Origin of the sequence: Brevibacterium yomogidense (assembly GCF_016107685.1) — a bacterium.
Lineage (GTDB): Bacteria > Actinomycetota > Actinomycetes > Actinomycetales > Brevibacteriaceae > Brevibacterium > Brevibacterium yomogidense.
Genome location: NZ_JABASY010000003.1, coordinates 148,688 through 171,159, shown reverse-complemented (window position 1 = coordinate 171,159; position 22,472 = coordinate 148,688). Strand labels below are relative to the sequence as shown.

The window sequence follows — 22,472 nt, the reverse complement described above, 5'->3', positions numbered from 1 at the left end:
GGTGCACGCACCCCACTCGCATTGGAGGTACTCCCATGACCGCAGCGCCCCGCGCCGTCCCGCAGCAGGAATCTGCGTCCGCGTCGACACAGACGCACGCTCACACCCACCCCGCGCTCGCCGCCGGTTCCGCCACCCGCGCCGTGCGCTTCGCGCCGGCCGCCTGGACGGACCCGTCCGCGCTGCGGGACGCGGTGACCGCACTCGAGGCCGCAGGGGTCACGCTCATCGTCCTCGGCGATGACTTCACCTCCGGATCCGACGCACTCACGACGGCCGCCTGGCTGGGCCCCGCGACCTCGACCGCGCTGCTCGTTCCGGAGCTGCCGGTCACCCACAACGAGCCGTTCCACGCCGCGACCGGCACCGCGACACTCGACTTCGCGGCACGTGCCCGCGGCGGCTGGTCGCCCGTCGTCCAGACGACGGAGGAGGAAGCGCGACTGGTGGGCCGCCGCTCCGCAGCCCCCGTTGCCCAGGCCTGGCGGGAGGCCGTCGAGATCGACGACGTCGTCACCCGACTGTGGACGTCGTGGGAACCGGACGCCGAGATCCGCGACGAGGAGACCGCGCGCTTCCTCGACCGGGAGAAGGTCCATTATGTCGACTTCTCCGGCACCGATTCGGTGGGGGAGGAGTTCACGGTCAAGGGTCCGTCGATCGTGCCGAGACCCCCGCAGGGCGAACTGCCCACCGTCGTCACCGTGGATTCGCCGGAGTCCGCGGACGCCGCCGCTCGCGTCGCCGACGTCGTGATCGTCACGGGCACAGCCGCCGAGGCCGGGCTCACCCCCGACACACTGCGCACCCGGGCGGCCCATGCCGGCCGCAGCGTCGTCGTCCTCAGCGAGGTGCCACAGCTGAGCACCCCGGGGGACGCGCACGCGTTCGTCACGCAGGTGCAGGAGGAGCCGGCGCAGGCGGAGGAGGCGACCGGAGGCTCGTCGGCGGTTTCCCCGGCTGCGGTCTCTCCGGCTGCAGTTCCGCCGGTTGCGGCACCTCAGGCGGAGGGGTCGGGGGACTCCTGATGTCCCGGATCGTGTTCGTGGGAGGCGGCCCCAAGACGACGGGGCTGCTGTTCGCGCTCGCCGCGCATGCGCGCGCGGATCGCACTGCGTTCCCACCCGCCGTGGAGATCGTCGTCATCGACCCGTTCCCACCCGGGGGCGGGCGGATCTGGCGACACGATCAGGCCCGGGTGCTGTGGATGAATTCGCTCGCGGAGGACGTGACGATCTTCCCGGACGCGGATGCGTCCGTGCCGCACCCGCCGATCACCGGGCCCAGCCTCGCCGAATGGGCCGGCTCTCGCGATCTCACCCACCTCGGTGCACCCGCGCGCGGCCTGCGGGCAGGCGACTTCGCACCGCGCAGGGTCCAGTCCGCCTACCTGGCGTGGGCGTTCGACCGCGCGGTCGAGTCGCTGCCGGACGGGTTCACGGTCATGGCTGTGCGGGGACTGGCGGTCGCGGCGGAGGCACGGGGTGAGAAGCACCTCGTGCGCTATGCGAAGAACGCTCCGGGCAACCTGGCGACGGCGCCGACACGTGTCGATCCAGTGACCGGAGCGACGGGCGGTGGCGCCGCGCCCACGGCGCGGCGGACCGAATCGGTCGTTGCGGACGTGCTCGTGCTCGCGCAGGGATTCCTCGAGGTGGAACCTGACGAGGAGACGCACACGCTCCTGTCGTCCGCGGACGAGCACGGTCTGGGCTACATCGCGCCGGGCTACACCGCGGACATCGATCTGTCGACTGTCCCCGCAGGTGAAAACGTGCTGGTGCGCGGTATGGGACTGGCGTTCATCGACGCGATGATGCTGCTGACCGAATCGCGCGGCGGCGTGTTCGAGGGCACACCTGACGGGTCGATCGACGGACCGCTCATCTATCGCCCGTCAGGGCGGGAACCGACCCTGTGGGTGGGTTCGCGGAGGGGAGTGCCCTACAAGTCGAAGCTCGGGTACAGGCCGGAGGGACTGGCGATCGGTCCGACGCGGTGGCTCACGGACGACACCGTGCGGGGTCTCGTGCGGGACGACGGGACAGTGTCCGCCGACGACGTGCTGTTCCCGCTGCTGGAGGCGGAGCTCGCCACCGCGCACTACGTGGAGCTGGCCACCCGGTACACCGGTCGCACGACGGCCACCGCGCAGGATTTCCTCGAGCACTTCGCGGCGTGGCACTCCGCGTTCGCCTCGGGTGACACGGCCGATGCCGCAGTGAAGCGGGAGGAGTGGGTGCGCTTCGCGGAGGCGACAGTGCCGGACCCGCAGGACCGCTTCGATCTCTCACACCTGGACCGGCCGTTCGCAGATGCCCTCTTCGGATCCCGTGAGGAGTTCGACCATGCGGTGGCCGCACATACCCGCGCGGAGATCGACCGGGCGGCGAACCCCTCGTTCTCACAGGACTCCGCCGTGTTCTTCGCGCTCGTGTCCGCCTACTACGTGACGCGGGGACTCGTCGCGGCAGGCTTGTTCACCCCGTCGGACCGCAGCCGGAAGATCGACGGGCGGCTGCACGGTCTCTTCTCCTACATCGCCTCCGGCCCGCCACCGGAGAGGCTGGAGAACCTGCTCGCGCTGCATCGGGCGGGGATCGTGAGGTTCCTCGGCGCGGACGTGCGAGTGGGAGTGGACCCCGAGTGTCCCGCTTTCGTCGCGACGAGCGCTGTCCACCCGGACACGGTGAGGACCCGGTGGCTCATCGATGCACGGTTGGCCCCGGTGAGTGCGGCGCGTGCGACGGACCCCCTGCTGCGAGGGCTCGTGGAGGGCGGGCAACTGCTGCTGGAAACGGACGGCGGGGACGCGGCGAAGCTCATCGCGGACGCCCGCGGTCGTGCGGTGGCCCCGGACGGGAAGGCACACACGGGTCTCTTCCTCGTGGGGCCGTCGGTCGCCGCCTCCACACCGGAGGCCTTCACGCGACCAGGCATCGACGCCCGTGTCTTCCCGGACAATGCCCGGATCGCGGACGAACTGCGCCAGGTGCTGCGAATCCGTGATCGTGACGCAGTGCACCTCTGAGCATGCGGTGAGGGTGCGACATACCGATGTCCGGGTGCGTCAGCGTCAGGGTGCTGCCCACCCGAGGCGACCTCATGGTGCTGCGCCGCCTATGCCCGTCCCGGTGCGGGAGGACCGCCTTCGAAGACTGCGTCGATCGCGTGGATGAGTCTGCGCCGGATCTCGTTGCCGCGTGCGGCGAACTCCCTCTGCCTGCGCACGTACTCGGCCTTGCCCTCAGGGGTCTCGATCGCAACGAACCCGTAGCCCCAGTCGCGCACGTCGTAGGGGCTCGCCTCCATGTCGAGGACCCGGATGTCGGACGCCAGGTCGAACGCGTCGAGCGTCACCTCCGACGGGACGATGGGCCCCAGCTTCATCGCCCACTTGTAGAGGTCCATGCCGCCGTGCAGGCAGCCGGGCTGCTCCATCTCACGCATGGTCTGACGTTCCGGGGAGAGTTCGTTGAGCGGCTTCGCATCCGGTGTGAAGAAGCGGAAGGCGTCGAAGTGGGAGCAGCGGATCCGGTGGCCCTCCACGACCTGGTCCGTCTGCGCGTGGGTGAGCCGCAGCGGTACATCGTCGTGTCGTACCTCGTCGGGCGTCTGCTTGTAGACCATCGCCCACTCGTGGAGGCCGAAGCAGCCGAACGTCCCCTCCCGGTTGAGCGTCCGCTCCAGCAGATCCCGGATGAACCGGGCACCGTCGCCGCGGGCCGCGTGCCACGCGGGAAGGTCGAGTGTGACGGTCGAGCCATCGGTGCGGTACCACTTCCGGCCGGCGAGAGCCTCGACGAACGCGGCAGTGTCGTCCTCGACCGCGTGAGTGCTGTCGGCCCCGACTGCGTCAGCACTGTCGGACCCGGCCACATGAGTCGTGACGTCCTCGAGCACGTGGGACGTGCCGCTCCCGACCGAAGGGGTCGTGGTACCCGCGCTGCCGACTGCATCCGTGTCACCTACGCGCACCGCCAATCCCGCACCCGGGTGCCATGTCGCGAGCTGACCCGGGGTGAACGGGTAGTAGGTGTAGAGGAAGTCCTCGACGGGATGCTTCTCACCGCGGGCGCGGCGGTGCAGGTGGGCGGAGGTGCGTGCGTGCACGGCGGCTGCGTGGGCAGCGGCGCGGTCTGCGGCCTCGGCGGCGGTGAGGACGGTGAGGACGGACGGGGATGACACCCCACAAGTGTAGGCGGCGCACACAGTGCCTCGAGCTGCACGAGCCGCACCAGCTGCACGAACCGCACGGGACGGAGGAGCCGCGCCAGCTGCACGGGACGAGTGGCGCTCTCGCGCAGGCCCGGGCAGAATCGCACCATGCACGAGGGAGACCGATCATGATCAGCACTCTCCTCATCGACAACTACGATTCGTTCACCCAGAACCTCTTCCACCTCCTCGCGAAGGTCAACGGCCGGCCTCCCGTCCTCGTCCCGAACGACTGGGACCGGTGGGCCCCTTCAGTTCTGGACGACGTCGACAACGTGGTGCTCTCCCCAGGCCCCGGCACCCCCGCGAACCCCACTGACATCGGCATCTGCGCCGAGGTCATCGCCACCTCCCGCATCCCCGTCCTCGGGATCTGTCTGGGGCACCAGAGCATCGCCCTGGCCGCCGGTGCGCGGGTGGGCCACGCGCCGGATCCTCGCCACGGGAGGGTGTCCGCGATCTCTCATGCGGGGGAGGGACTCTTCGAAGGACTGCCGTCGCCCTTCGACGCGGTGCGATATCACTCGATGGCGGTGACGGAGGTCGCCTCGCCCCTCGCGGTGACCGCCCGCTCCGAGGACGGTGTCGTCCAGGGGATCGCGCACCGGGAGCGTCCTCTGTGGGGAGTCCAGTTCCATCCCGAATCGATCCTCACCGACCACGGGGAGACGCTGCTCGCGAACTTCGCGCGGCTCACCAGGGAGCATCAGAGCAGAGCGCCGGTGCGCGCGGTATCCGGGGGAGACCCGCAGTCGGGACCGGACCGGTCGCAGGCTGCGGAGCCGGCCCCGGATCCGGCGTCGGAACCGGAGTCGGAGGAACTGCCACACCTTCCCCTGCTCACCCGGACCGTGCCGTTCACCGGTGACCCCGCCGCGCTGTTCGACACGCTGCACGGGGACGACGACTGTGCCGTGTGGCTCGACGGGAACCTGCCCGGCGACGACCGTGGCCGGTTCTCGATCATGGGGGCACCGACGGGACCGCTGGGACGCATCGCGGAAGCAGACGTCACCGCGGGGACGGTGACCCTCACCGGGCCGGGAGCGCAGGTCGGCACCGTCGACAGCGGCTTCTTCGACTGGCTCGCAGCGGAGTTGCGACGGCACCGTGTACCGTCCGCCGCCACCGCGCACCTGCCGTTCGACTTCGGGCTCGGCTGGGTGGGGTACCTGGGCTACGAGCTCAAGACCGAGTGCGGATCCTCGGCGGCACACCAGGCGCCCACACCGGACGCGACCCTCGTGTTCCTCGACCGGGCGATCATCCTCGACTCCCTCGAGGGGACCGCCCACTTACTCGCCCTCGACCCGGCCACTCACCCGGGGGAGGCGGATGCGTGGACGGAGACGACCTCGGCGGTGGTCGCACGCGCCGACGCACTGCCGCCGGAGCAGCGGCAGCGGCGGGAGCACGCGAGCCAGGAACCTCCGCACACATGGCCGGCCCTGCACGGCGAGGCCCCGCAGACAGCGACTGCGTCGCATGCAGCGGACCCGCATGCAGCGGCTTCCGGCCTCACCGCGCTGCTGCCGCGGGAGGAGTACATCGAGCGGGTGCGCGAAGCGCAGCGCCTCATCCGCGACGGCGAGACGTACGAGGTGTGCCTCACCACCAGGATCGAAGGGCCGGTCGACGCGCTCGCCTCTGCGGGGGAGCCCCGCGCTCCTCGTCGTCCGACTCGCGTGGATGATCCGCTGTGGGACGCGTACCTGCGCCTGCGGCAGGACAATCCGGCGCCGTTCGGCGCCTACCTGCGACTGCCGGGTGCCACCGTGCTGAGCACGTCGCCGGAGAGGTTCCTCCGCATCGACTCCACCGGCCGTGTCGAGTCGTCCCCCATCAAGGGCACCCGACCGCGGGGCAGGAACGCGGCCGAGGATGCCGCCCTCATCGACGACCTCCGCACCTCGGAGAAGGACCGGTCCGAGAACCTCATGATCGTCGATCTCGTGCGCCACGATCTGGGACGCACGGCCCGCACGGGGTCCGTACAGGTGGAGACGCTGTTCGGGGTGGAGTCGTACGCCAGCGTCCATCAGCTCGTGAGCACCGTGACCGCGCAGCTCGCGGACGACGCGAGCCCTGTCGAGTGCGTCCGTGCCGCGTTCCCGCCGGGATCGATGACGGGGGCACCCAAGCTGCGGACGATGGAGATCCTCAACGGCTTGGAATCGGGGCCCCGGGGTGTGTACAGCGGTGCGGTCGGTTGGTTCTCCCTGACCGGGTCGCTGGACTTGAGCGTCGTCATCCGCACGCTCGTCGCCTCCCAGGGGCGGTTCTCCTACGGTGTGGGCGGGGCGGTCGTCGCACTGTCGGGCGCCGTCGAGGAATACGAGGAGACCGTCGTGAAGGCCGGCCCGCTCCTGCGCCTGCTGGAACAACGAGGGCACAGCAGCGCAGAAGTGCTCCGAAACAGGTAGCATCGCGAGGGTGACTCAACAGTACGTATCGGAGGGCTCCATGAATGCTGGCGACACGACCACTGTGTGGGAATGGGACCTGGGTGAGGATTCCTTCCTACCGGTGGTGGATCCGTCGGAGCGCGCAGACGCCGACGTGGTCCCCCTCGTCGCCGATTCGTGGCTCGTGACCGACGGAGCCGCCCGCGCCTTCTCGCGCCACCGCCGTCGCTTCACGCGCGCCTGCGGCGGGGCGATCGACATGGTGGAGGACCCGGAGGTCATCACCCCGGTGGACGAGGACCGCTTCTGGTCGGCACTCGCGGCGCTCATCCCTGCGACCGGCGACTGGTTTCCCCGCGTCGAACTCACGGACACACTCAGGCTGCGTGTCCGTCCGGCTCCGGAGCGCGGGCGATCTGTGGTCGTCTGGGACCCGCAGGACGTGGACCCGCGCGAGCACCCGCGAGTGAAGGGACCCGATCTGCCGTACCTGGGGGTCCTCCGGGAGGAGGCGCGCTCGTTCGGCGCGGACGAGGTGCTGCTCACCGACGCGGAGGGGACCGTCGTGGAGGCCGCGAACTCGAACATCCTCTGGTGGGAGGGGGACACCCTGTGCGCACCGCACGCGGGCTCACCCGTGTTCGGCGGAGTTACGGCAGGCCTCGTCGTCGAAGAAGCACGACAGCGGCGCATCACGGTGCAGGCGCGCCGGATCACCCGCAGCGAACTCCAGGAGCACGACGTGTGGCTCACGAACGCCCTCCACGGGATCCGGTCGGTCAGTGCGTGGCGGGGAAGCGGCGTCGCGGCCGACGCCGGTGCGGTCGACGATGGGCGTCTGGAGGAGTGGCGTGCCTGGTGGGACCGGGCCGCGAAACCACTGACCGTCTGAGCCGCCTGTCTCAGGTGGTTTCCCGGTCCATCGCCGCGCAGTAGCGGGCCGCCATGATCCGCTGTGCCCAGACCGGTACGGGCCCCACCCGCCGAAGCAGAGGGTGCGCCGGCGCAGAGACGGAGACGACCGACACCCGGACCGGGCTGTCCGCTCCGTGCGGAGTCCGGCTGTCTGTTCCCTGTCGGAGTGAGTTGTCCGCATCGCACCGCCCCCGGTGCACCGTGAAAGTCTGCAGCCCGGACTCGACATGGCCTGCAAGAGTTGCGTACGTGAAGCCCTTCCGATGCTCCTCGTCGATGACGTCGACCACCCTGCATGCGACGTGGAGGCCGGGGCCACGCGCGAACCTGGACAGGGTCAGCCGCACGACCGTCCCGACGGCCGCGCGCTCGGAAGAGGCTGCGACGCGCAGCCCCGCGCCCGTGTGCATCCTCCACCGCAGGAGCTCGTCCGCTGCCGCGTCGAAGTCCCGTCGCACCAGCAACCGGCTGGTGACGAGACGCCTGTGACCGGGCGGGACGGCGTCGTCCGTGCTGGTGAGGTGGGTGGACAGCGGGGAGCCGGCCAGGGCCTCGGCGGCGTCGAGGGGCAGGAGGCGGACGCCGGTGCCCCCTCCGTGACGGGTCACAGGAAGCCGAGGCCCGCCGCTTCGTCCCGTTCGGAGGCGAGCTCCGCGATGGAGGCGTCGATGCGTGCTCGCCGGTCCGCGTCCAGTTCGATCCCCTCGACGACGCGGTACGAGCCGTCGGCCTCGACCGTGCACGGGAAGGACGAGACGAGGCCCTCGGGCACGCCGTACTCGCCGGAGGACCGCACGGCCATCGACACCCGCACCCCGTCAGTGCCGAAGGTCCAGTCGCGCAGGTGGTCGAGAGCGGCTGAGGCCGCAGAGGCCGCCGACGACGCCCCACGGGCCGCGATGACTGCCGCACCCCGGTTCGCGACGGCGGGGATGAAGTCATCGGCGACCCAGTCGCGCGCGGCGGCGGGACCGTCGCACACCTCGGCGACGACCTCGGGTGCGGGACGACCGTCCACCAGCGCATCGGTGAGGTCGGGCACCTGTGTGTTCGAGTGGTTGCCCCAGATCGTGATCCGCTCGATCGAGCCGACGGGTGCGTCGATCTTCGCGGCCAGCGCACTCATCGCGCGGTTGTGGTCCAGGCGGGTGAGGGCCGTGAAGCGGGCGGGGTCCATACGCCGGCCGTCCTCGCGGTCCTGGAGCGAAGCGTGGTGCGCGGCGATGAGCGCGTTCGTGTTCGCAGGGTTGCCGACGACGACTACGCGCACATCCGCCTTCGCAGCCCGGCCGATCGCCGCCCCGTGGGTGCGGAAGACCTCGCCGTTCGCACGCAGCAGATCGGCGCGGTTCATGCCCTCCTGCCGGGGTGCGGCGCCCACGAGCAGCGCGGCGTCGGCGTCTGCGAAGGCCTCGTCCGGGTCAGTCGTCGCGACGACGTCGACGAGTGCGGGGAACGCGCAGTCGGCCAGCTCCATGAGGACACCGTCCAGCCGGTCGACGGCCTGAGGCACCTCGAGCAGGCGCAGGCGGACGGGTTCCTTGCCGTAGACCTCGCCGGCGGCAAGACGGAAGAGGAGCGCGTAGGCGATGCTTCCGGCAGCTCCGGTGACAGCGACGGTGCGGGTCATGGACGACCTCCTGATCGGTTCGGTGTCACTCCCACACTACGCACGTGTGCCGGACGAGCTGCCGCGCACGACAGCGGCGAGACTCGCGTTCTACAGCGGCGAGACGCGCGCTCTCAGATGCGCGATGCGCAGGGTGCGTCGGGGCGAATGCTGTGCCGGTGATGCTGCGTCGGTCATTGTGTCTGTCACTGCGCCAGTCATGCGGGAAGGGACGATGCTCTTGTCACCAGGAGAAGATGGACAGCACGTCGTACGCCTCCCAGACGCGGTGCCCCAACATCCGGAACACCACCGTGACGACGATCGCGAAGACGAGGGTGCCCGCGAGGATCCCCCACCGCCCCACGCTCGTGAGGTCGGTCGCCACGAAGATCACCCCGACCACGACGGCGAGGTGCGACAGCAGGAGCAGCACGGCCATGGCCAGGGACAGGCACGACTTCACGGGAGGGAGCCTTTCAAAGCGGGGGCCGGGTGCGTCCACGCCGAGCCGGGGCAGGTATGCCTCACGATAAGCGACGGAGTGCGCGAACCCACCCTGCGTCATGTGTCAGTGTCGCGACACACGTCCCGCAGCACGGGCCGCGTCATCCGCGTCATCGGAACCCGTTTCTCGCACATCACTCGCAGATGTGGCCTCCGGGACGGTCTCGCCACCAGTCTCGTCCGCAGCGGTGTCTGCGTCCGGCTCCGGCTCCGGCTTCATCCGGTGTGCCTGGGCTTCCCCATGGTCCTCGCCTTCGGGCGCTTCGGAGGTCTCCACACTGTCGGCACCGACAGGCACCGCGACCGCCTCCGCGCCATCGACACTCTCCGGCCCGTCGACGCGTCGGTGGCCGACGGTGCGGCGCGCCTTCCGTGCGACGACTCCGATGGTCACGAATAGCCCTGCGAGTGCGACCGCAGTCCACACGCCCAGCGGCACCAGCACGCCCGCGGTGTCGAACGGTCCGCCCGCGATGAGTGAGCGCATCCCGTCGACCGAGTGGGTGAGCGGCAGCCACCCGTGCAGGCGTTGCAGGAAGGCGGGCGCCGTCTCGATCGGGTATGTGCCGCCCGCGGCGGACAGCTGGAGCACGATGAGGACCAGTGCGAGGAACCGTCCGGGTGGGCCGAACGCAGCGATGAGCATCTGGTTGATGAGGAAGAAGCAGAGGCTCACGAAGAAGCTCAGCGCGTAGACGCCTGCCGTGCTCGCCATGTCGATGCCGACCCCGAGTCGCACGAGGGTCACCATGAGGGTGCTCTGCACGACGCTCATCGCAACGGAGGGTGCGAGGGTCGCGATCACTGCGCGCAGGCGTGATGAGGTGACGATCCTGCGCGGGTTGAGGGCCGGTCGCATGATGAAGTAGCTCATCGCACCCACCCATAGGGCGAGGCTCATGAAGTAGGGGGCGAGTCCCCACCCGTAGCCTGCGACTTCGTGTGCGCGGTCCTCCTCGAGACCGACGGGGTCGGAGGCCGTCGTGGACAGGTGGTCGCCCTCCTCGTCCGTGTAGGTGGGGACTTCGTCGCGGCCGTCGTTCAGGCCGGTGGCCAGTTCTCCGGCACCTTCGTCGAGGTCGTCCAGGCCGGTCTCCAGGTCGCCCGCGCCGGTCCGGGCGTCGCCCGCGCCGGAGGCCAGCTGGGTGGTCCCGTCGTCCAGCTCTGCCGCGCCGTCGGCGAGTGCGGAGACGCCGTCGCTCAAGTCGGCGGACGCCGTGGCGGCCGTGCTCGTCGCACCCGCCAGCTGGTCCGCGCCGTCGACCAGCTGTCCTGTGCCGTCGGTGAGACGGTCCGCGCCGTCGCGCAGGAGATCGCCGCCGTCCGCCAGCCTGTCCGCGCCATCCCGTGCGTCGTCGATCCCGTCGCGCAGGCCACCGACCCCATCCGCCAGCGCGTTGAGTCCTGTCGGTGTCCCCTCCGACGGTGCGGTGCCGATCAGTGACGACGTGCCCCCGGCCAGTGACTGCGCACCGTCGTCGACGGCGCTCGCCCCGTCGCTCACGTCGCCCGCGCCCTGAGCGACCTCCTCGAGGGCCGCCTTGCGCTGCGCGTCGGAGAGGAGGTCCCAGTTCTCCAGCAGTGTCGAGCTGCCGTCGGCGACCGCGCCCGCCCCGTCGGCCAGGCCGCCCGTGGAGCCTGCGAGCGACTGTGCGCCACTGTCCACGTCCTGCGCTCCGGACAGCGCGTCGTCCGCCCCGGTGGCCAGGTCGTCCGCGCCCGAGGCGGCGGTCCTGATCCCGTTCGCGAGGTCATCGGCCCCGTCGGCGAGGTCCCGGATGCCGCCGGCCAGGTCGTTCGCCCCGTCGTCGATCGTGCGCGCGGAACCGGGCAGTGTGGAGGTCTTCTCATCGAGTTCGCCGAGGCCGTCCGCCAGCTGCCCGGCGCCGTCTGCCGCGGTCGCTGAACCGGCTGCCAGCCGTGAGGCGCCGTCGGAGAGGTCGTGCGCGCCGTCGGTGAGTGTGTCGAGTCCGACGACGAGGTCGCCCGCACCGGAGTGCGCGGTCGCTGTGCCGTCGGACAGTTCGTGGGCGCCGTCGGCCGCTTCGTCAAGGGATTCCGCGATGTCGGTGAAGCCGACGGTGACCTGCGCGAGGAACTCCTCGCTCACCTGCTGGGAGACGGAGGAGCGGACGGCTTCGCCCACGTTCGAGGCGATGTTGCCGACGATGACGTTCGAGGCGTCGTCGGTCGTGATGGTGAGTCGTGAGGTCGCCGCCTCCATCGGGTCGTCTTCGCCCAGCGACGCTGCGGCGGCGGAGAAGTCGGACGGGATCGTGAGGATCGCGCGGATGTCCTCGTCCGCGAGGGCCTCGTTCGCTTCCGTCGCCGTCATCGTCTGCCAGTCGAACCCCTCGTCGGAGTCGAGCAGTTCGTCCGTGAGGTCCTCGCCCAGACGGAGGGTGTCCCCGTCCTCGGTCGTCGCGGGGGAGTCCTCGTCGACGATCGCAGCGGAGATCGTTTCCAGGTCGCCGGTGGGGTCCTTGACGGACCAGACGAGGAGGCTCGCGTAGATGAGGGGGATGAGCGCCAGCGCGGTGAGGATGACGATGCGCTGGGCTGCGGGGCTGAGACGGGACATGTGCAGACTCCCTGGCCGGAGTGCCCGGCGTGGACTTTTACGGCTGTAAAGCTGACAGGTGTAAAAGTATCGCGGTAGAGTGGGTGTGTCAATCGAGGACAGGCGTGTCGATCAACGGCAAGACAGTAGCGAGGGGAGTCATGACGGACGTGTTGGAGGGGCACAGGCCCGTGGAGGAGCCTTCGGCGGAGAACCCTCGCGCGGAACGGTCGAGGGCGGCGCTGATCGACGCGATGACGCGCACGCTGGATGCTCACGAACGTGAATCCGTGCTGAGCGTGGCAGAGATCGCACGTGCCGCCGGCGTGAGCCGGCCGACGCTGTATCAGCACTTCGGCGACCTGCAGACCCTCGTCCGGTCCTCTGCGATGGTGCGGCTCGTGGCCCTCTTCGAGTCGGTGCCCCCGCCGTCCGTGGACGCTCGGGTCCACTGGAGGGAGGCGTCCGCCGTAGTGCTGGGTGCCCTGCTCACGGAGCTCGAGGAGCGGCGCGGCTTCTACCTCGCGGTGCTCGACTCCAGCGCAGGGGGCGATGTCCGGGAGGACATCATCGCGTTCCTCGCCGCCCGGATCATCGAGGTGACGGCGCTGGGCCCGCTCATGCGGGATGCGGAGCAGACGGACGAGGACGCGCGGGAGCGTGCGATGTTCCTGTCCGCGGGTGCGCTGTGGCGCACGGAGCGCTGGCTGCGCGATGAGGCATCGGAGCCTGCCGCCGTGTTCGCCACGAGGCTCAGCCGCCTGCTCGCTGCAACGGCGGGCATGCCGGGGGACTGAGCCTCGGCTCAGAACCGGCTCAAGGTCGGGTCCCCGCTGGCCCTAGGTCGGATCGGCCCCGTATCCCGAGGTCATTTCCCCGAGCGCCGCGCCCCCGCTGCGCGCTTCGAGGTGTGCTTCGTCGGTGTCGCCGTCGTGGGGTCCTCCGGCCACGGGTGCTTGGGGTAGCGACCGCGGTTCTCCGCCCGGACATGTCCGTAGGCCCCCTCCCAGAAGCTCGCGAGGTCGGCGGTGACCGCCAGCGGCCTGCGCGCGGGGGACAGGAGGTGGACGAGGACCGGAATCTGGCCATCGACCACAGCCGGGCTCTCCGCCGCCCCGAACATCTCCTGCAGCTTGACCGCCAGCACCGGCGGGGTGATCCCACTGCTGTCGTCAGTGGGTGCGCCGTCTGCAGGCAGGGCACCCACGTGCTCTTCGGGTCGCGGGTAGTGGAGCCTCACTGTCGACCCGGACGGCACGGGGATGCGCAACGGCACGAGCCTGTCGAGGTCCGCGGCGTCCGGCCAGGGGAGGAGACCCTGGAGCGCCGCCTCGAGCCGCAGCCGGACGGTGCGCTTCGCACCGCTGGATCCTCGCGCCGTCAGCGCACGTGCCGCACGGTGGATCTCGATGCCCAACCAGTCCTCACACGAGCCGGCGAGTCCGGTCGATCCCACATCCGGCCACGGCTCGCCCACCACCGCGTGGAGCAGCCCCAGGCGTCCCCTGAGCGCGGCGAACGACTCCGCTTCTTCCGCCGTTGCGATGCCCTCGAACGCCGCGGCGGGAGGGTCGCCCACCGCCACCCGGGTGAGGGCCGCGCGGACGGCGTCGACGATCCCCGCGTGTGCACTGTCCTGCGTCACTGCGACCGGAGTGGACGACAGGGTGATGGCGCCCAGCGCTTCGGTCCTGCGCGCGCGGATCCTGCCATCGGCCCACTGGGCGGACTCCCGTGAGGTGCGCAGCGACCCGCCCGCCCACAGTGCGGTCTCCTCGTCGACCCCCACCCCCGCGCGGATGAGGGCCCTTCCGCCCACGATGCCCACGTCCGCGACGGCGATCCACTCGGAGCCCCTCAGGGAGGAACCGCGCTGCAGCTGACCGCCGGTCCCGGAGGCCAGCAGGTAGTCGTCGTCCGTTCCGTCCCGCAGGCGCGCGATCATGTCCGGTCTGGACAGTGCCAGCACGATGCCGAGGTCGCTCGACGCCGAGCCGGGAAGTGAGGAGGGCGCAGAGCCCGTCCGGCCGGGTGTGTTGCGGGAGAGCCCGCCCTGTGCGTGCTCGGCTGCGAGGCGCTCCAGCCTCCTGGCTTCCCGCTTCCATCCACTCGGTGCCCGGTCGCGACCGGTGCGGGCGTGGCGCAGTGCCTCTGCCAGATCGCCGTCCGCTCCGCGCACGTCGAGGGAGAGGAGCGCGGCACATTCCGCCGCGGCTCGCGCGCCGAGGACGGGGGCTGCGAGCAGGAGACCGCGAGCTGTCCGGGGGTCGGCGGGCACGCGCGCCAGTGCTCGGCCGAAGTCTGTTGCCCGCGCCGTGGGATCCGCGGATTCCAAAGCCCCCAGCCCGTGGAGCGTCCGGGTCGCTGCTGCCAGCGGCAGTGCGGGCAGCGGAGTGGGCAGGGGCAGTCCGACTCCACCGGGCGACCCCCACACCGCCAAGTCGAGGGCCGCGCCCGTGAGATCAGCGGTGAGGACCTCCGGAGAGGTGTGCGCGGGGAACGCCGCCCAGTCGGCCTCCCCGCAGCAGCGCCACACGGATCCTGCGGCTTCGCGCGCCGCACGACCCGCACGCTGGTCGCCGGCGGCCTTCGACTCCCGCACCGTTGTGAGTCCGCCCACGCCGCGTCCCGTGTCGAAGTAGGGGACCCGCGCCAGGCACGAATCGACGACGATCCGCACACCCGGGACGGTGAGCGCGGACTCCGCGACGGACGTGGCGACGACGACGCGGCGATGCGCTCGCCCGTGGCCCTGACGGTGGCCGCCACCCTGGCGGTGCCCTCCGCTGAGGACCCGGTCCTGCTCCTTGCGCGGCGTGGATCCGGTGAGGGTGAGCACGTCGACGTCGCCGTGCTGGTCGGCCACGAGCGAGGCGATCCGGTCGACCTCCCGGTGCCCGGGCGCGAACACGAGCACGTCGCCGTCGTCCTCGCCGAGCGCGCGGCGCACTGTGGCGGCGACGTGCGTGAGGAAGTCGGGCCGCACCCCGCGGTCGTCCACGGCGCGACGGGGCGGCGGGGACCAATGGACGGTGAGTGGGTGAGACGACGCCTCCACGCGCAGGACGGGCGCCTCGACCTCACCGCCCAGTCGCGCGGCCCAGTCGCCCGCATCGAGTGTCGCGGACATGACGAGGAGCGACAGGTCGTCACGGAGGTCTACGAGCTCGCGCAGCATCGCGAACGCGAGGTCCGATTCGAGGCTGCGCTCGTGGACCTCGTCGAGGATCACCGCGTCGATTCCCGTGAGCTCCGGATCGTTCAGCATCCTGCGCAGCACGACACCCGTCGTCGCGAACTCCACCTGCGTGTGACGGCCCACCTTCCGGTCGCCGCGCACCGTGTAGCCCACCGCACCGCCCACCTCCTGTCCGGACAGCGACGCGAGTCGCTGAGCTGCCGCCCGTGCCGCGACCCGGCGCGGCTGGGAGACGAGGGTGCGCGCGGGGGCGGCTGCGGCCTCGGCGACGGAGCGTGTGACCGCGGGCGGGATCACCGTCGTCTTGCCCGTTCCCGGCGGGGCCTCGACCACCGCCCGGAACCCGGGCCCCGCGGACGCGAGCTCTGCGATGCGGCCCACGAGCACGCGGGCGGGCAGACCGGCGGAGATGCGGCCGAGGTCGAAGGCGGGTTCCGTGCTCACCCCGCCAGTCTGACACCCGGCGCGGACACGACGGGGTCCGCTGCGCCCGGCGACGGCGCGCGTGCGTCCGTGCCCGGTCCTAGACTGTCCCCATGCGCATCGTTCGATTCGTCCACAAGGACACGCCCACGTACGGAGTCGTCGAAGGGGAGCTGCCGGAGATCGGCGACGACGGCCGCGTCGACACCTCCGGCCTCGAGATCGCGGTCCTCGACTCCGACCCGTTCTTCACTCCCGCCCAGTCGACGGGGGAGAGGCTCACGTACGACGAGGTGCGGCTGCTCGCCCCCATCATCCCCCGGTCGAAGATCGTGGGGGTGGGCCGCAACTTCGCCGACCACGCAGCGGAACTGGGCAACGACGTGCCCGTCTCACCGCTCACCTTCTTCAAGCCCAACACCGCGGTCGTGGGCCCCGGCGACCCCGTCCGCCTGCCCGCCGTGAGCGAGCACGTGTCGTACGAAGTGGAGCTGGGGGTCGTCATCGGCCGGGTCGCGAAGGGGGTTCGTGCAGAGAACGCGTACGACCACGTGCTGGGCTACGTGGCTGCGAACGACGTCACGCTGCGCGACCTGCAGCGGTCCGACGGACAGTGGTCGCGGGCGAAGGGCTTCGACACCTCATGCCCCCTGGGCCCGTGGATCGAGACGGACTACGACCCGGAAGCGGTCCGCCTGCGCAGCTGGGTCAACGGCGAGCTGCGCCAGGACGGGACGACGGAGGACTTCGTCTTCGACATCCCCACACTCATCGAGCACATCTCCGAAACGATCACGCTGCTGCCCGGCGACGTCGTCATCACCGGCACACCCGCCGGCGTCGGCAAGGTCGAATCCGGTGACCGCATGACCGTCGCCATCGACGGGCTGGGAGTCCTCGAGAATCCAGTCATGGACGCCTGACCCACCTTTGCGGCCGGCGCCTCTGAAACGTTCGCCGGCGCCTCCGCATCCCGCACCCCTCCGTTCGAAAGGAACCACCCCTCCGTGACCACCAAGGTTCGCTTCTGCCCCTCACCCACCGGCACACCCCACGTCGGCATGATCCGCACCGCGCTCTTCAACTGGGCCTACGCCCGCCACACCGGGGGCACGTTCGTCTTCCGCATCGAGGACACGGACGCGCAGCGCGATTCGGAGGAGAGCTTCCAGCAGCTCCTCGACGCGATGCAGTGGCTGGGCCTCGACTGGGACGAGGGCATCGAGGTGGGCGGCCCGGACGGACCGTACCGCCAGTCGGAGCGCGGTGACATCTACCAGGACGTCATCCGGAAGCTGGTCGACGGCGGCCACGTCTACGAATCGTTCTCCACGAACGAAGAGGTGGAGGAGCGCCACCGCGCGGCCGGACGCGATCCGAAGCTCGGCTACGACGGCTATGACCGCACCCTCACGGAGGAGCAGAGGGCGGCGTTCCGTGCGGAGGGCCGCGAGCCGGTGCTGCGCGTGCGCATGCCGGACGAGGACATCACGTTCACGGACCTGGTCCGCGGTGAGATCACCTTCCGCGCCGGCTCCGTCCCGGACTTCGTCGTCGTCCGTGCCAACGGCCAGCCGCTCTACACCCTGGTCAACCCGGTCGACGACGCGCTCATGGGCATCACCCACGTGCTGCGCGGCGAAGACATCCTGTCGTCGACACCCCGCCAGATCGTGCTCTACGAGGCGCTCAAGGCGGTGGGCGTCGCCGCCCACACCCCGCAGTTCGGCCACCTCCCCTACGTCATGGGCGAGGGCAACAAGAAGCTGTCGAAGCGCGACCCGGAATCGAACCTGTTCCACCACCGGGACCGCGGTTTCATCCGGGAAGGGCTCATCAACTACCTCGCACTGCTGGGCTGGGCGATCGGACCGGACCGCGACGTGTTCTCCGTCGAAGAATTCACGCAGGCGTTCGACGTCGCGGACGTGAACCCCAACCCGGCCCGCTTCGACGTGAAGAAGGCGACGGCGATCAACGCGGACCACATCCGCCTGCTCGACGAAGCGGAGTTCAGGGCGCGTCTGCTTCCGTACCTCCAGAGCGCCGGGGTCGTGTCGGACCCGATCACCGGTGATGAAGAGCGCATCCTCACGGCCGCCGCCCCTCTCATCCAGACGCGCATGAATCTGCTGGGCGAGGCGCCGGACCTGGTGTCGTTCCTCTTCACCGCGGATGGCGATCTCGAGCTCACCGCCGACGGCCTCAAGACCCTCAAGGACACCGCTCCCGAGGTGCTGACCGCCTCGATCTCCCAGCTCGAGTCCCTCGACGGCCAGGACTGGGCGACGGACAAGCTGGAGGAGGTGCTCAAGGCGGAACTCGTCGAGCGCATGGAGATCAAACCGCGTTTCGCCTACGGACCGCTGCGCGTGGCTGTCTCCGGCCGTCGCGTGTCGCCTCCGCTGTTCGAGTCGATGGAGATCCTCGGGAAGGACTCGACCCTGACACGGCTGCGTGCGCTGCAGACGCATCTCGCCGCGCAGTGAGCGGAACGCCGTGCTGGTGAGCCGGTGACGGACTGAGGTCGTGCGTGCAGGTCGTGCCTGTGGCGGAAGGCGTCAGGGGGCGTGAGGAGCGTCACGCCCCCTGACGCCTTCTGGCTTTGCGAGAACCCGGGGGCCAGTGTAGTGTTGTCTCTCGTTGCCGGGAGTTCCCAGGAGCTCCTCAGCATTGGGGTATGGTGTAATTGGCAGCACGAGTGATTCTGGTTCATTTAGTCTAGGTTCGAGTCCTGGTACCCCAGCGAGTGGCTCTCAAGCCATTCACACAAGTGATCTGATCACTCATACGCCCCCGTCGTCTAGTGGCCTAGGACGCCGCCCTCTCAAGGCGGAAACGGCAGTTCGAACCTGCTCGGGGGTACAGACAGAAGTCCGGTTCTTCATCACGAAGAACCGGACTTCTCGCATTCATGCCGCTCCGCCGCGCTGAGCACCATGCGGGTGCCCAGTGCGGCGGCTTCACGTCAGAGGCCCCTGCTGTCCACCAGCTCCTGGGTGTTCTTCGCTGTGCGGATGCTGGCGATGATGAATTCGAGTCCGATCCGCGCGCACACGACCATGAGGAGCGACGGGATCCAGCCGAGCAGGATCGCTGCGATGATCATGAAGACACCGCCCGCGCCCATGCCGGAGTCGTAGCCGCCGTAGTAGGAGGCGTACGAGACGAATGCCGACTGCGCGCTGGCCGCGAGGAATGCGCTCAGGATCGTCCCAAGCCAGTTCAGGATCGCGATGACGATGCAGATGACGTACAGGACGCTTGCGAACTTCAGCGTGATGAACCGCTCGAACTTCAGATCGAAGAGAGCACGGAAGAACCCGTCGCGCGGATCCTGAGGCGGGCGCGACGACGTGGGCTGCTGGTAGGCGGGCGCGTGGTAGGGCGACTGGCCGGCAGGGACCGTTCCTGCGGGGAGCGGGCCCGTATGCGGTGGGTTGTGGGGGTCGTGGGGAGGTGGCGGTGTCGACATCAGCGTCCCACCAGCTTCCCCGTGTTGATCGCGGTGCGGATCCCTGCTGTGAGGAATTCCAGTCCGATCCGCGACAGGAGGATGCAGATCAGGGCGGGGATCCAGCCCAGGAAGAGGGCGGGCAGGAGGATCAGGAGGCCGCCCGAGCCCTGCGAGGCCGCGATGATCCCGATGACGATGGCGGCCAGCCAGATGAGCGTGAAGTAGGCGATGAGGATGACGTAGATGATCGCGGAGAACTTCAGGGCGACGAACTGCTCGAACTTCAGGTCGAGGAGTGCGCGGAAGAAGCTCCCTATCCCTCCGCCCGAGGTGCCGGTGCGACTGCCGCTGTTCGGATTCGGACCCGTGTGCTGGTCGGCGGTGTGAGGGCCGCTGCCCGGGGATCCGTACGGGGCGGGTCCGGCCGCGCTGTGCGCGCCTGCCCCGGGGGAGCCGTGCTGTCCTGCTCCGGAGGGTCCGTACGGTCCCGGAACGGGCGGTGGTGGTGGAGGTGGTGCTGCGCTCATGCGGCTGGGTCCCTTCTGTGGCGGCGAAGACGCGCCGGGATGGTGTTGTCGTTCGCATCGTATCCACAGGACACAGAGCCCACAGGTTGCACAGCGGCCTCCGGCTGCTCCTGCCGCGTGATCGTCCGAGCCGCCGGGCGTCGGAGGGTCAGCCGCGGGTGAGGGCGTCCGTCAGCACGCGCGCTGCCTCGATGACCGATTCCGCGTGGAGGCGGCCCGGCTGGCGGGTGAGGCGCTCGACGGGTCCGCTGATGGACACGGAGGCGACGACCCGGTTGCTGGGCCCGCGGACGGGCGCGGAGACGGAGGCGACACCGCGCTCCCGCTCTGCGATCGACTGCGCCCACCCGCGGCGTCGGACGCCGGACAGCATGGTCGCGGAGAACCGTGCGCCTCGCAGCCCTGTGTGAAGCCGGTCCGGCTCCTCCCAGGCCAGAAGCACCTGTGCCGCTGATCCGGCGCGCATGCTGAGGGTGGCTCCTACCGGGACGGAGTCGCGCAGACCCACGGGACGTTCCGCAGCGGCGACGCACAGGCGCAGGTCGCCCTGCCGGCGGAACAGCTGCGCGGATTCCCCGGTGCGGTCACGCAGGTGTGCGAGCACGGGACCTGCGGCGGCCAGGAGGCGGTCCTCACCGGCGGCTGACGACAGCTCGGCGAGCCGCGGGCCCAGGACGAAGCGGCCCTGCAGGTCGCGGTTGACGAACCGGTGGTACTCGAGCGCGACGGCCAGTCGGTGCGCGGTGGGCCGCGCGAGTCCGGTGAGCGAGACGAGCTCCGCGAGGGACGCGGGGCCGGCTTCGAGGGCGGACAGGACGAGTGCGGCCTTGTCGATGACGCCGACTCCGCTGCTGCTGTTCGTGGATGTCATGTCTCACAATCTAGACGTCTTGCCATTCGAGATGCAAGTCCACCATTCAGAATCTGCGGAGTATCCTGGACTCACGAACAGCGCGCCCCGTGAGTTTCGCAGTCTGAGACGCCGGGGCGCTGATCCTTCTCAGGACACGCGCAGCGGACCACCGTCGGCGCGCGTGCCGAAGGGATCGGGAACCAAACGGAGGAGACCTGACAGTGGGCAGAACACTCGCGGAGAAGGTGTGGGCCGACCACGTCGTCCGCAAGGGCGAGGGCGGCGCGCCGGATCTGATCTACATCGACCTCCACCTCGTGCACGAGGTGACGAGCCCCCAGGCCTTCGAGGGGCTCCGCCTGGCGGGCCGACCCGTCCGCAGGCCGGACCTCACGGTCGCGACGGAGGACCACAACACCCCGACCCAGGACATCGACAAGCCGATCGCGGATCCCACCTCGCGGACCCAGATCGAGACGCTGCGTTCCAACGCGTCGGAATTCGGCATTCGACTGCACTCCCTGGGCGACGCGGAGCAGGGCATCGTCCACGTCGTCGGGCCCCAGTTGGGCCTCACGCAGCCGGGCACCACCGTGGTCTGCGGTGATTCGCACACCTCCACCCACGGTGCGTTCGGCGCGCTGGCGCTCGGCATCGGCACGAGCGAGGTGGAGCACGTCCTCGCCACCCAGACGCTCAGCCTCAAGCCGTTCAAGACGATGGCGATCACGGTGGACGGCGCACTGCCGGAAGGGTCGACCGCGAAGGACATCATCCTCGCCGTCATCGCGAAGATCGGCACCGGTGGCGGACAGGGCTACGTCCTCGAATACCGCGGGGAGGCGATCCGGAAGCTCTCGATGGAGGCCCGGATGACGATCTGCAACATGTCGATCGAAGCGGGCGCCCGTGCCGGCATGATCGCGCCTGACCAGACGACGTTCGACTACCTCGAGGGCCGCAACCACGCGCCGACGGGCGAGGACTGGGATGCTGCGGTCGAGTACTGGAAGTCGCTGCGCACCGACGACGACGCGGAGTTCGACGCCGAGGTCGTGCTCGAGGCCTCCGACCTGGAGCCCTTCGTCACCTGGGGCACCAACCCCGGCCAGGGTCTGCCCCTGTCGGCATCCGTACCGGACCCCGCGGACTTCCACGACGAGACCGACCGTGAGGCGGCGGAGAACGCCCTGGCATACATGGGGCTGACCCCGGGCACGCCGCTGCGCGACATCCCGGTGGACACCGTCTTCCTGGGTTCGTGCACGAACTCCCGCATCGAGGACCTGCGCGCGGCGGCGGACGTCCTGCGCGGACGCCGCAAGGCGGAGGACATCCGCTTCATGGTGGTGCCGGGTTCCGCTCGTGTCCGCCTGCAGGCGGAGGAGGAGGGCCTCGACCAGGTCTTCAAGGCTGCCGGCGGCGATTGGCGGTTCGCCGGCTGCTCGATGTGTCTGGGGATGAACCCGGACCAGCTGGCGGAGGGAGAGCGGTGCGCATCGACCTCCAACCGGAACTTCGAGGGACGGCAGGGGAAGGGCGGTCGCACGCACCTCGTGAGCCCGCTCGTCGCGGCTGCGACCGCGATCCGCGGGACCCTGTCCGCACCCGTGGACCTGCCGCCGGCCGATCCCCAGGCCGTGGCCGACTCCCGTGAGGCGGAGGCCGCGGCCGCTGCGGAGGCCCGCGCACGCCCCACCCCGATCCCGCTCACCGTCACCCCGGGTCCCGTCCGCCCGACCGGTGGGTCGAGCACCTCGGCAACCACTGTGACCGCCGGCAAGGAGGCATGACCGTGA

17 protein-coding genes and 2 tRNA genes are annotated in these 22,472 nt (G+C 70.2%); 10 read left to right on the top strand and 9 right to left on the bottom strand.

Annotated elements, in window-relative coordinates:
• The first annotated feature begins 35 nt into the window (after window positions 1–35).
• Both JFC09_RS09245 and JFC09_RS09240 read left to right on the top strand, forming a co-directional pair.
• A complete protein-coding gene (locus JFC09_RS09245; protein ID WP_198393730.1) occupies window positions 36–1,028 on the top strand; it encodes an LLM class flavin-dependent oxidoreductase in 993 nt (330 codons plus the stop codon).
• Complete coding sequence (locus tag JFC09_RS09240) at window positions 1,028–3,031, top strand: FAD/NAD(P)-binding protein (protein ID WP_198393729.1); 2,004 nt, start codon at window positions 1,028–1,030, stop codon at window positions 3,029–3,031. Before JFC09_RS09245 ends, JFC09_RS09240 begins: the two co-directional genes overlap by 1 nt.
• An 89-nt stretch (window positions 3,032–3,120) precedes the next feature.
• Here JFC09_RS09240 and JFC09_RS16440 read toward each other — a convergent pair whose 3' ends face one another.
• Window positions 3,121–4,188: a 3-methyladenine DNA glycosylase gene (locus JFC09_RS16440; RefSeq protein ID WP_332839718.1), complete on the bottom strand. Its 1,068-nt coding sequence runs from the start codon at window positions 4,186–4,188 to the stop codon at window positions 3,121–3,123.
• A 158-nt stretch (window positions 4,189–4,346) separates the two neighbouring features.
• Between JFC09_RS16440 and pabB the strand changes: the two genes are divergently transcribed.
• On the top strand, window positions 4,347–6,641 hold the full coding sequence (gene pabB, locus JFC09_RS09230) for an aminodeoxychorismate synthase component I (RefSeq protein ID WP_198393728.1): 2,295 nt from the start codon (window positions 4,347–4,349) through the stop codon (window positions 6,639–6,641).
• Between the two features lie 40 nt (window positions 6,642–6,681).
• The gene (locus JFC09_RS09225) at window positions 6,682–7,515 is read left to right on the top strand and encodes an aminotransferase class IV (protein ID WP_198393727.1); all 834 of its coding nucleotides are present in this window, start codon (window positions 6,682–6,684) and stop codon (window positions 7,513–7,515) included.
• A 10-nt stretch (window positions 7,516–7,525) separates the two neighbouring features.
• Here the strand turns inward: JFC09_RS09225 and JFC09_RS09220 are convergent, their stop codons facing one another.
• The 4 genes from JFC09_RS09220 to JFC09_RS09205 form a co-directional block, all read right to left on the bottom strand.
• Window positions 7,526–8,146: a DUF1990 domain-containing protein gene (locus JFC09_RS09220; RefSeq protein ID WP_198393726.1), complete on the bottom strand. Its 621-nt coding sequence runs from the start codon at window positions 8,144–8,146 to the stop codon at window positions 7,526–7,528.
• Complete coding sequence (locus JFC09_RS09215) at window positions 8,143–9,168, bottom strand: malate dehydrogenase (protein ID WP_198393725.1); 1,026 nt, start codon at window positions 9,166–9,168, stop codon at window positions 8,143–8,145. Before JFC09_RS09215 ends, JFC09_RS09220 begins: the two co-directional genes overlap by 4 nt.
• Before the next feature lie 223 nt (window positions 9,169–9,391).
• Complete coding sequence (locus tag JFC09_RS09210; protein WP_198393724.1) at window positions 9,392–9,613, bottom strand: hypothetical protein; 222 nt, start codon at window positions 9,611–9,613, stop codon at window positions 9,392–9,394.
• A gap of 105 nt (window positions 9,614–9,718) precedes the next feature.
• Window positions 9,719–12,235 carry a YhgE/Pip domain-containing protein gene (locus JFC09_RS09205; protein WP_198393723.1) on the bottom strand — a complete coding sequence of 839 codons (2,517 nt, stop codon included), beginning with the start codon at window positions 12,233–12,235 and terminating at the stop codon, window positions 9,719–9,721.
• A 140-nt stretch (window positions 12,236–12,375) separates the two neighbouring features.
• Between JFC09_RS09205 and JFC09_RS09200 the strand changes: the two genes are divergently transcribed.
• A complete protein-coding gene (locus JFC09_RS09200) occupies window positions 12,376–13,011 on the top strand; it encodes a TetR/AcrR family transcriptional regulator (protein WP_198393722.1) in 636 nt (211 codons plus the stop codon).
• Between the two features lie 71 nt (window positions 13,012–13,082).
• Here the strand turns inward: JFC09_RS09200 and hrpB are convergent, their stop codons facing one another.
• A complete protein-coding gene (hrpB, locus tag JFC09_RS09195) occupies window positions 13,083–15,857 on the bottom strand; it encodes an ATP-dependent helicase HrpB (RefSeq protein WP_198393721.1) in 2,775 nt (924 codons plus the stop codon).
• A gap of 92 nt (window positions 15,858–15,949) precedes the next feature.
• On the opposite strand from hrpB, the gene JFC09_RS09190 reads away from it, so the two are divergent.
• The 4 genes from JFC09_RS09190 to JFC09_RS09175 all read left to right on the top strand — a co-directional run bounded on the left by JFC09_RS09190 (window position 15,950) and on the right by JFC09_RS09175 (window position 18,701).
• Window positions 15,950–16,759, top strand: coding sequence for a fumarylacetoacetate hydrolase family protein (locus JFC09_RS09190; protein ID WP_198393720.1), 810 nt, complete (start codon window positions 15,950–15,952; stop codon window positions 16,757–16,759).
• Window positions 16,760–16,843: 84 nt separating this feature from the next.
• Window positions 16,844–18,325, top strand: coding sequence for a glutamate--tRNA ligase (gene gltX / locus JFC09_RS09185; RefSeq protein WP_198393719.1), 1,482 nt, complete (start codon window positions 16,844–16,846; stop codon window positions 18,323–18,325).
• A 185-nt stretch (window positions 18,326–18,510) separates the two neighbouring features.
• Window positions 18,511–18,582 (top strand) — tRNA-Gln (locus tag JFC09_RS09180).
• A gap of 46 nt (window positions 18,583–18,628) precedes the next feature.
• Window positions 18,629–18,701 (top strand) — tRNA-Glu (locus JFC09_RS09175).
• 103 nt (window positions 18,702–18,804) lie between these two features.
• On the opposite strand, the gene JFC09_RS09170 is transcribed toward JFC09_RS09175, so the two are convergent.
• From JFC09_RS09170 to JFC09_RS09160, 3 genes are all read right to left on the bottom strand, one after another.
• Complete coding sequence (locus JFC09_RS09170; protein WP_198393718.1) at window positions 18,805–19,311, bottom strand: DUF4282 domain-containing protein; 507 nt, start codon at window positions 19,309–19,311, stop codon at window positions 18,805–18,807.
• Window positions 19,311–19,820 (bottom strand): DUF4282 domain-containing protein, encoded by a 510-nt coding sequence (locus tag JFC09_RS09165; RefSeq protein ID WP_198393717.1) that lies wholly within the window; start codon window positions 19,818–19,820, stop codon window positions 19,311–19,313. The genes JFC09_RS09170 and JFC09_RS09165 overlap by 1 nt, the downstream gene beginning before the upstream one ends.
• A gap of 148 nt (window positions 19,821–19,968) precedes the next feature.
• Window positions 19,969–20,691: an IclR family transcriptional regulator gene (locus JFC09_RS09160; RefSeq protein ID WP_198393716.1), complete on the bottom strand. Its 723-nt coding sequence runs from the start codon at window positions 20,689–20,691 to the stop codon at window positions 19,969–19,971.
• 203 nt (window positions 20,692–20,894) lie between these two features.
• On the opposite strand from JFC09_RS09160, the gene leuC reads away from it, so the two are divergent.
• On the top strand, window positions 20,895–22,466 hold the full coding sequence (gene leuC, locus JFC09_RS09155) for a 3-isopropylmalate dehydratase large subunit (RefSeq protein WP_332839717.1): 1,572 nt from the start codon (window positions 20,895–20,897) through the stop codon (window positions 22,464–22,466).
• Window positions 22,467–22,472: the final 6 nt, after the last annotated feature.

Coding starts and splice junctions, on each gene's coding strand:
- JFC09_RS09165 (WP_198393717.1), bottom strand. CDS start 19,820: ATGAGCGCAGCACCACCTCCACCACCACCGCCCGTTCCGGGACCGTAC.
- JFC09_RS09245 (WP_198393730.1), top strand. CDS start 36: ATGACCGCAGCGCCCCGCGCCGTCCCGCAGCAGGAATCTGCGTCCGCG.
- JFC09_RS09225 (WP_198393727.1), top strand. CDS start 6,682: ATGAATGCTGGCGACACGACCACTGTGTGGGAATGGGACCTGGGTGAG.
- JFC09_RS09240 (WP_198393729.1), top strand. CDS start 1,028: ATGTCCCGGATCGTGTTCGTGGGAGGCGGCCCCAAGACGACGGGGCTG.
- pabB (WP_198393728.1), top strand. CDS start 4,347: ATGATCAGCACTCTCCTCATCGACAACTACGATTCGTTCACCCAGAAC.
- JFC09_RS09215 (WP_198393725.1), bottom strand. CDS start 9,168: ATGACCCGCACCGTCGCTGTCACCGGAGCTGCCGGAAGCATCGCCTAC.
- JFC09_RS09205 (WP_198393723.1), bottom strand. CDS start 12,235: ATGTCCCGTCTCAGCCCCGCAGCCCAGCGCATCGTCATCCTCACCGCG.
- JFC09_RS09170 (WP_198393718.1), bottom strand. CDS start 19,311: ATGTCGACACCGCCACCTCCCCACGACCCCCACAACCCACCGCATACG.
- JFC09_RS09160 (WP_198393716.1), bottom strand. CDS start 20,691: ATGACATCCACGAACAGCAGCAGCGGAGTCGGCGTCATCGACAAGGCC.
- JFC09_RS09200 (WP_198393722.1), top strand. CDS start 12,376: ATGACGGACGTGTTGGAGGGGCACAGGCCCGTGGAGGAGCCTTCGGCG.
- JFC09_RS09190 (WP_198393720.1), top strand. CDS start 15,950: ATGCGCATCGTTCGATTCGTCCACAAGGACACGCCCACGTACGGAGTC.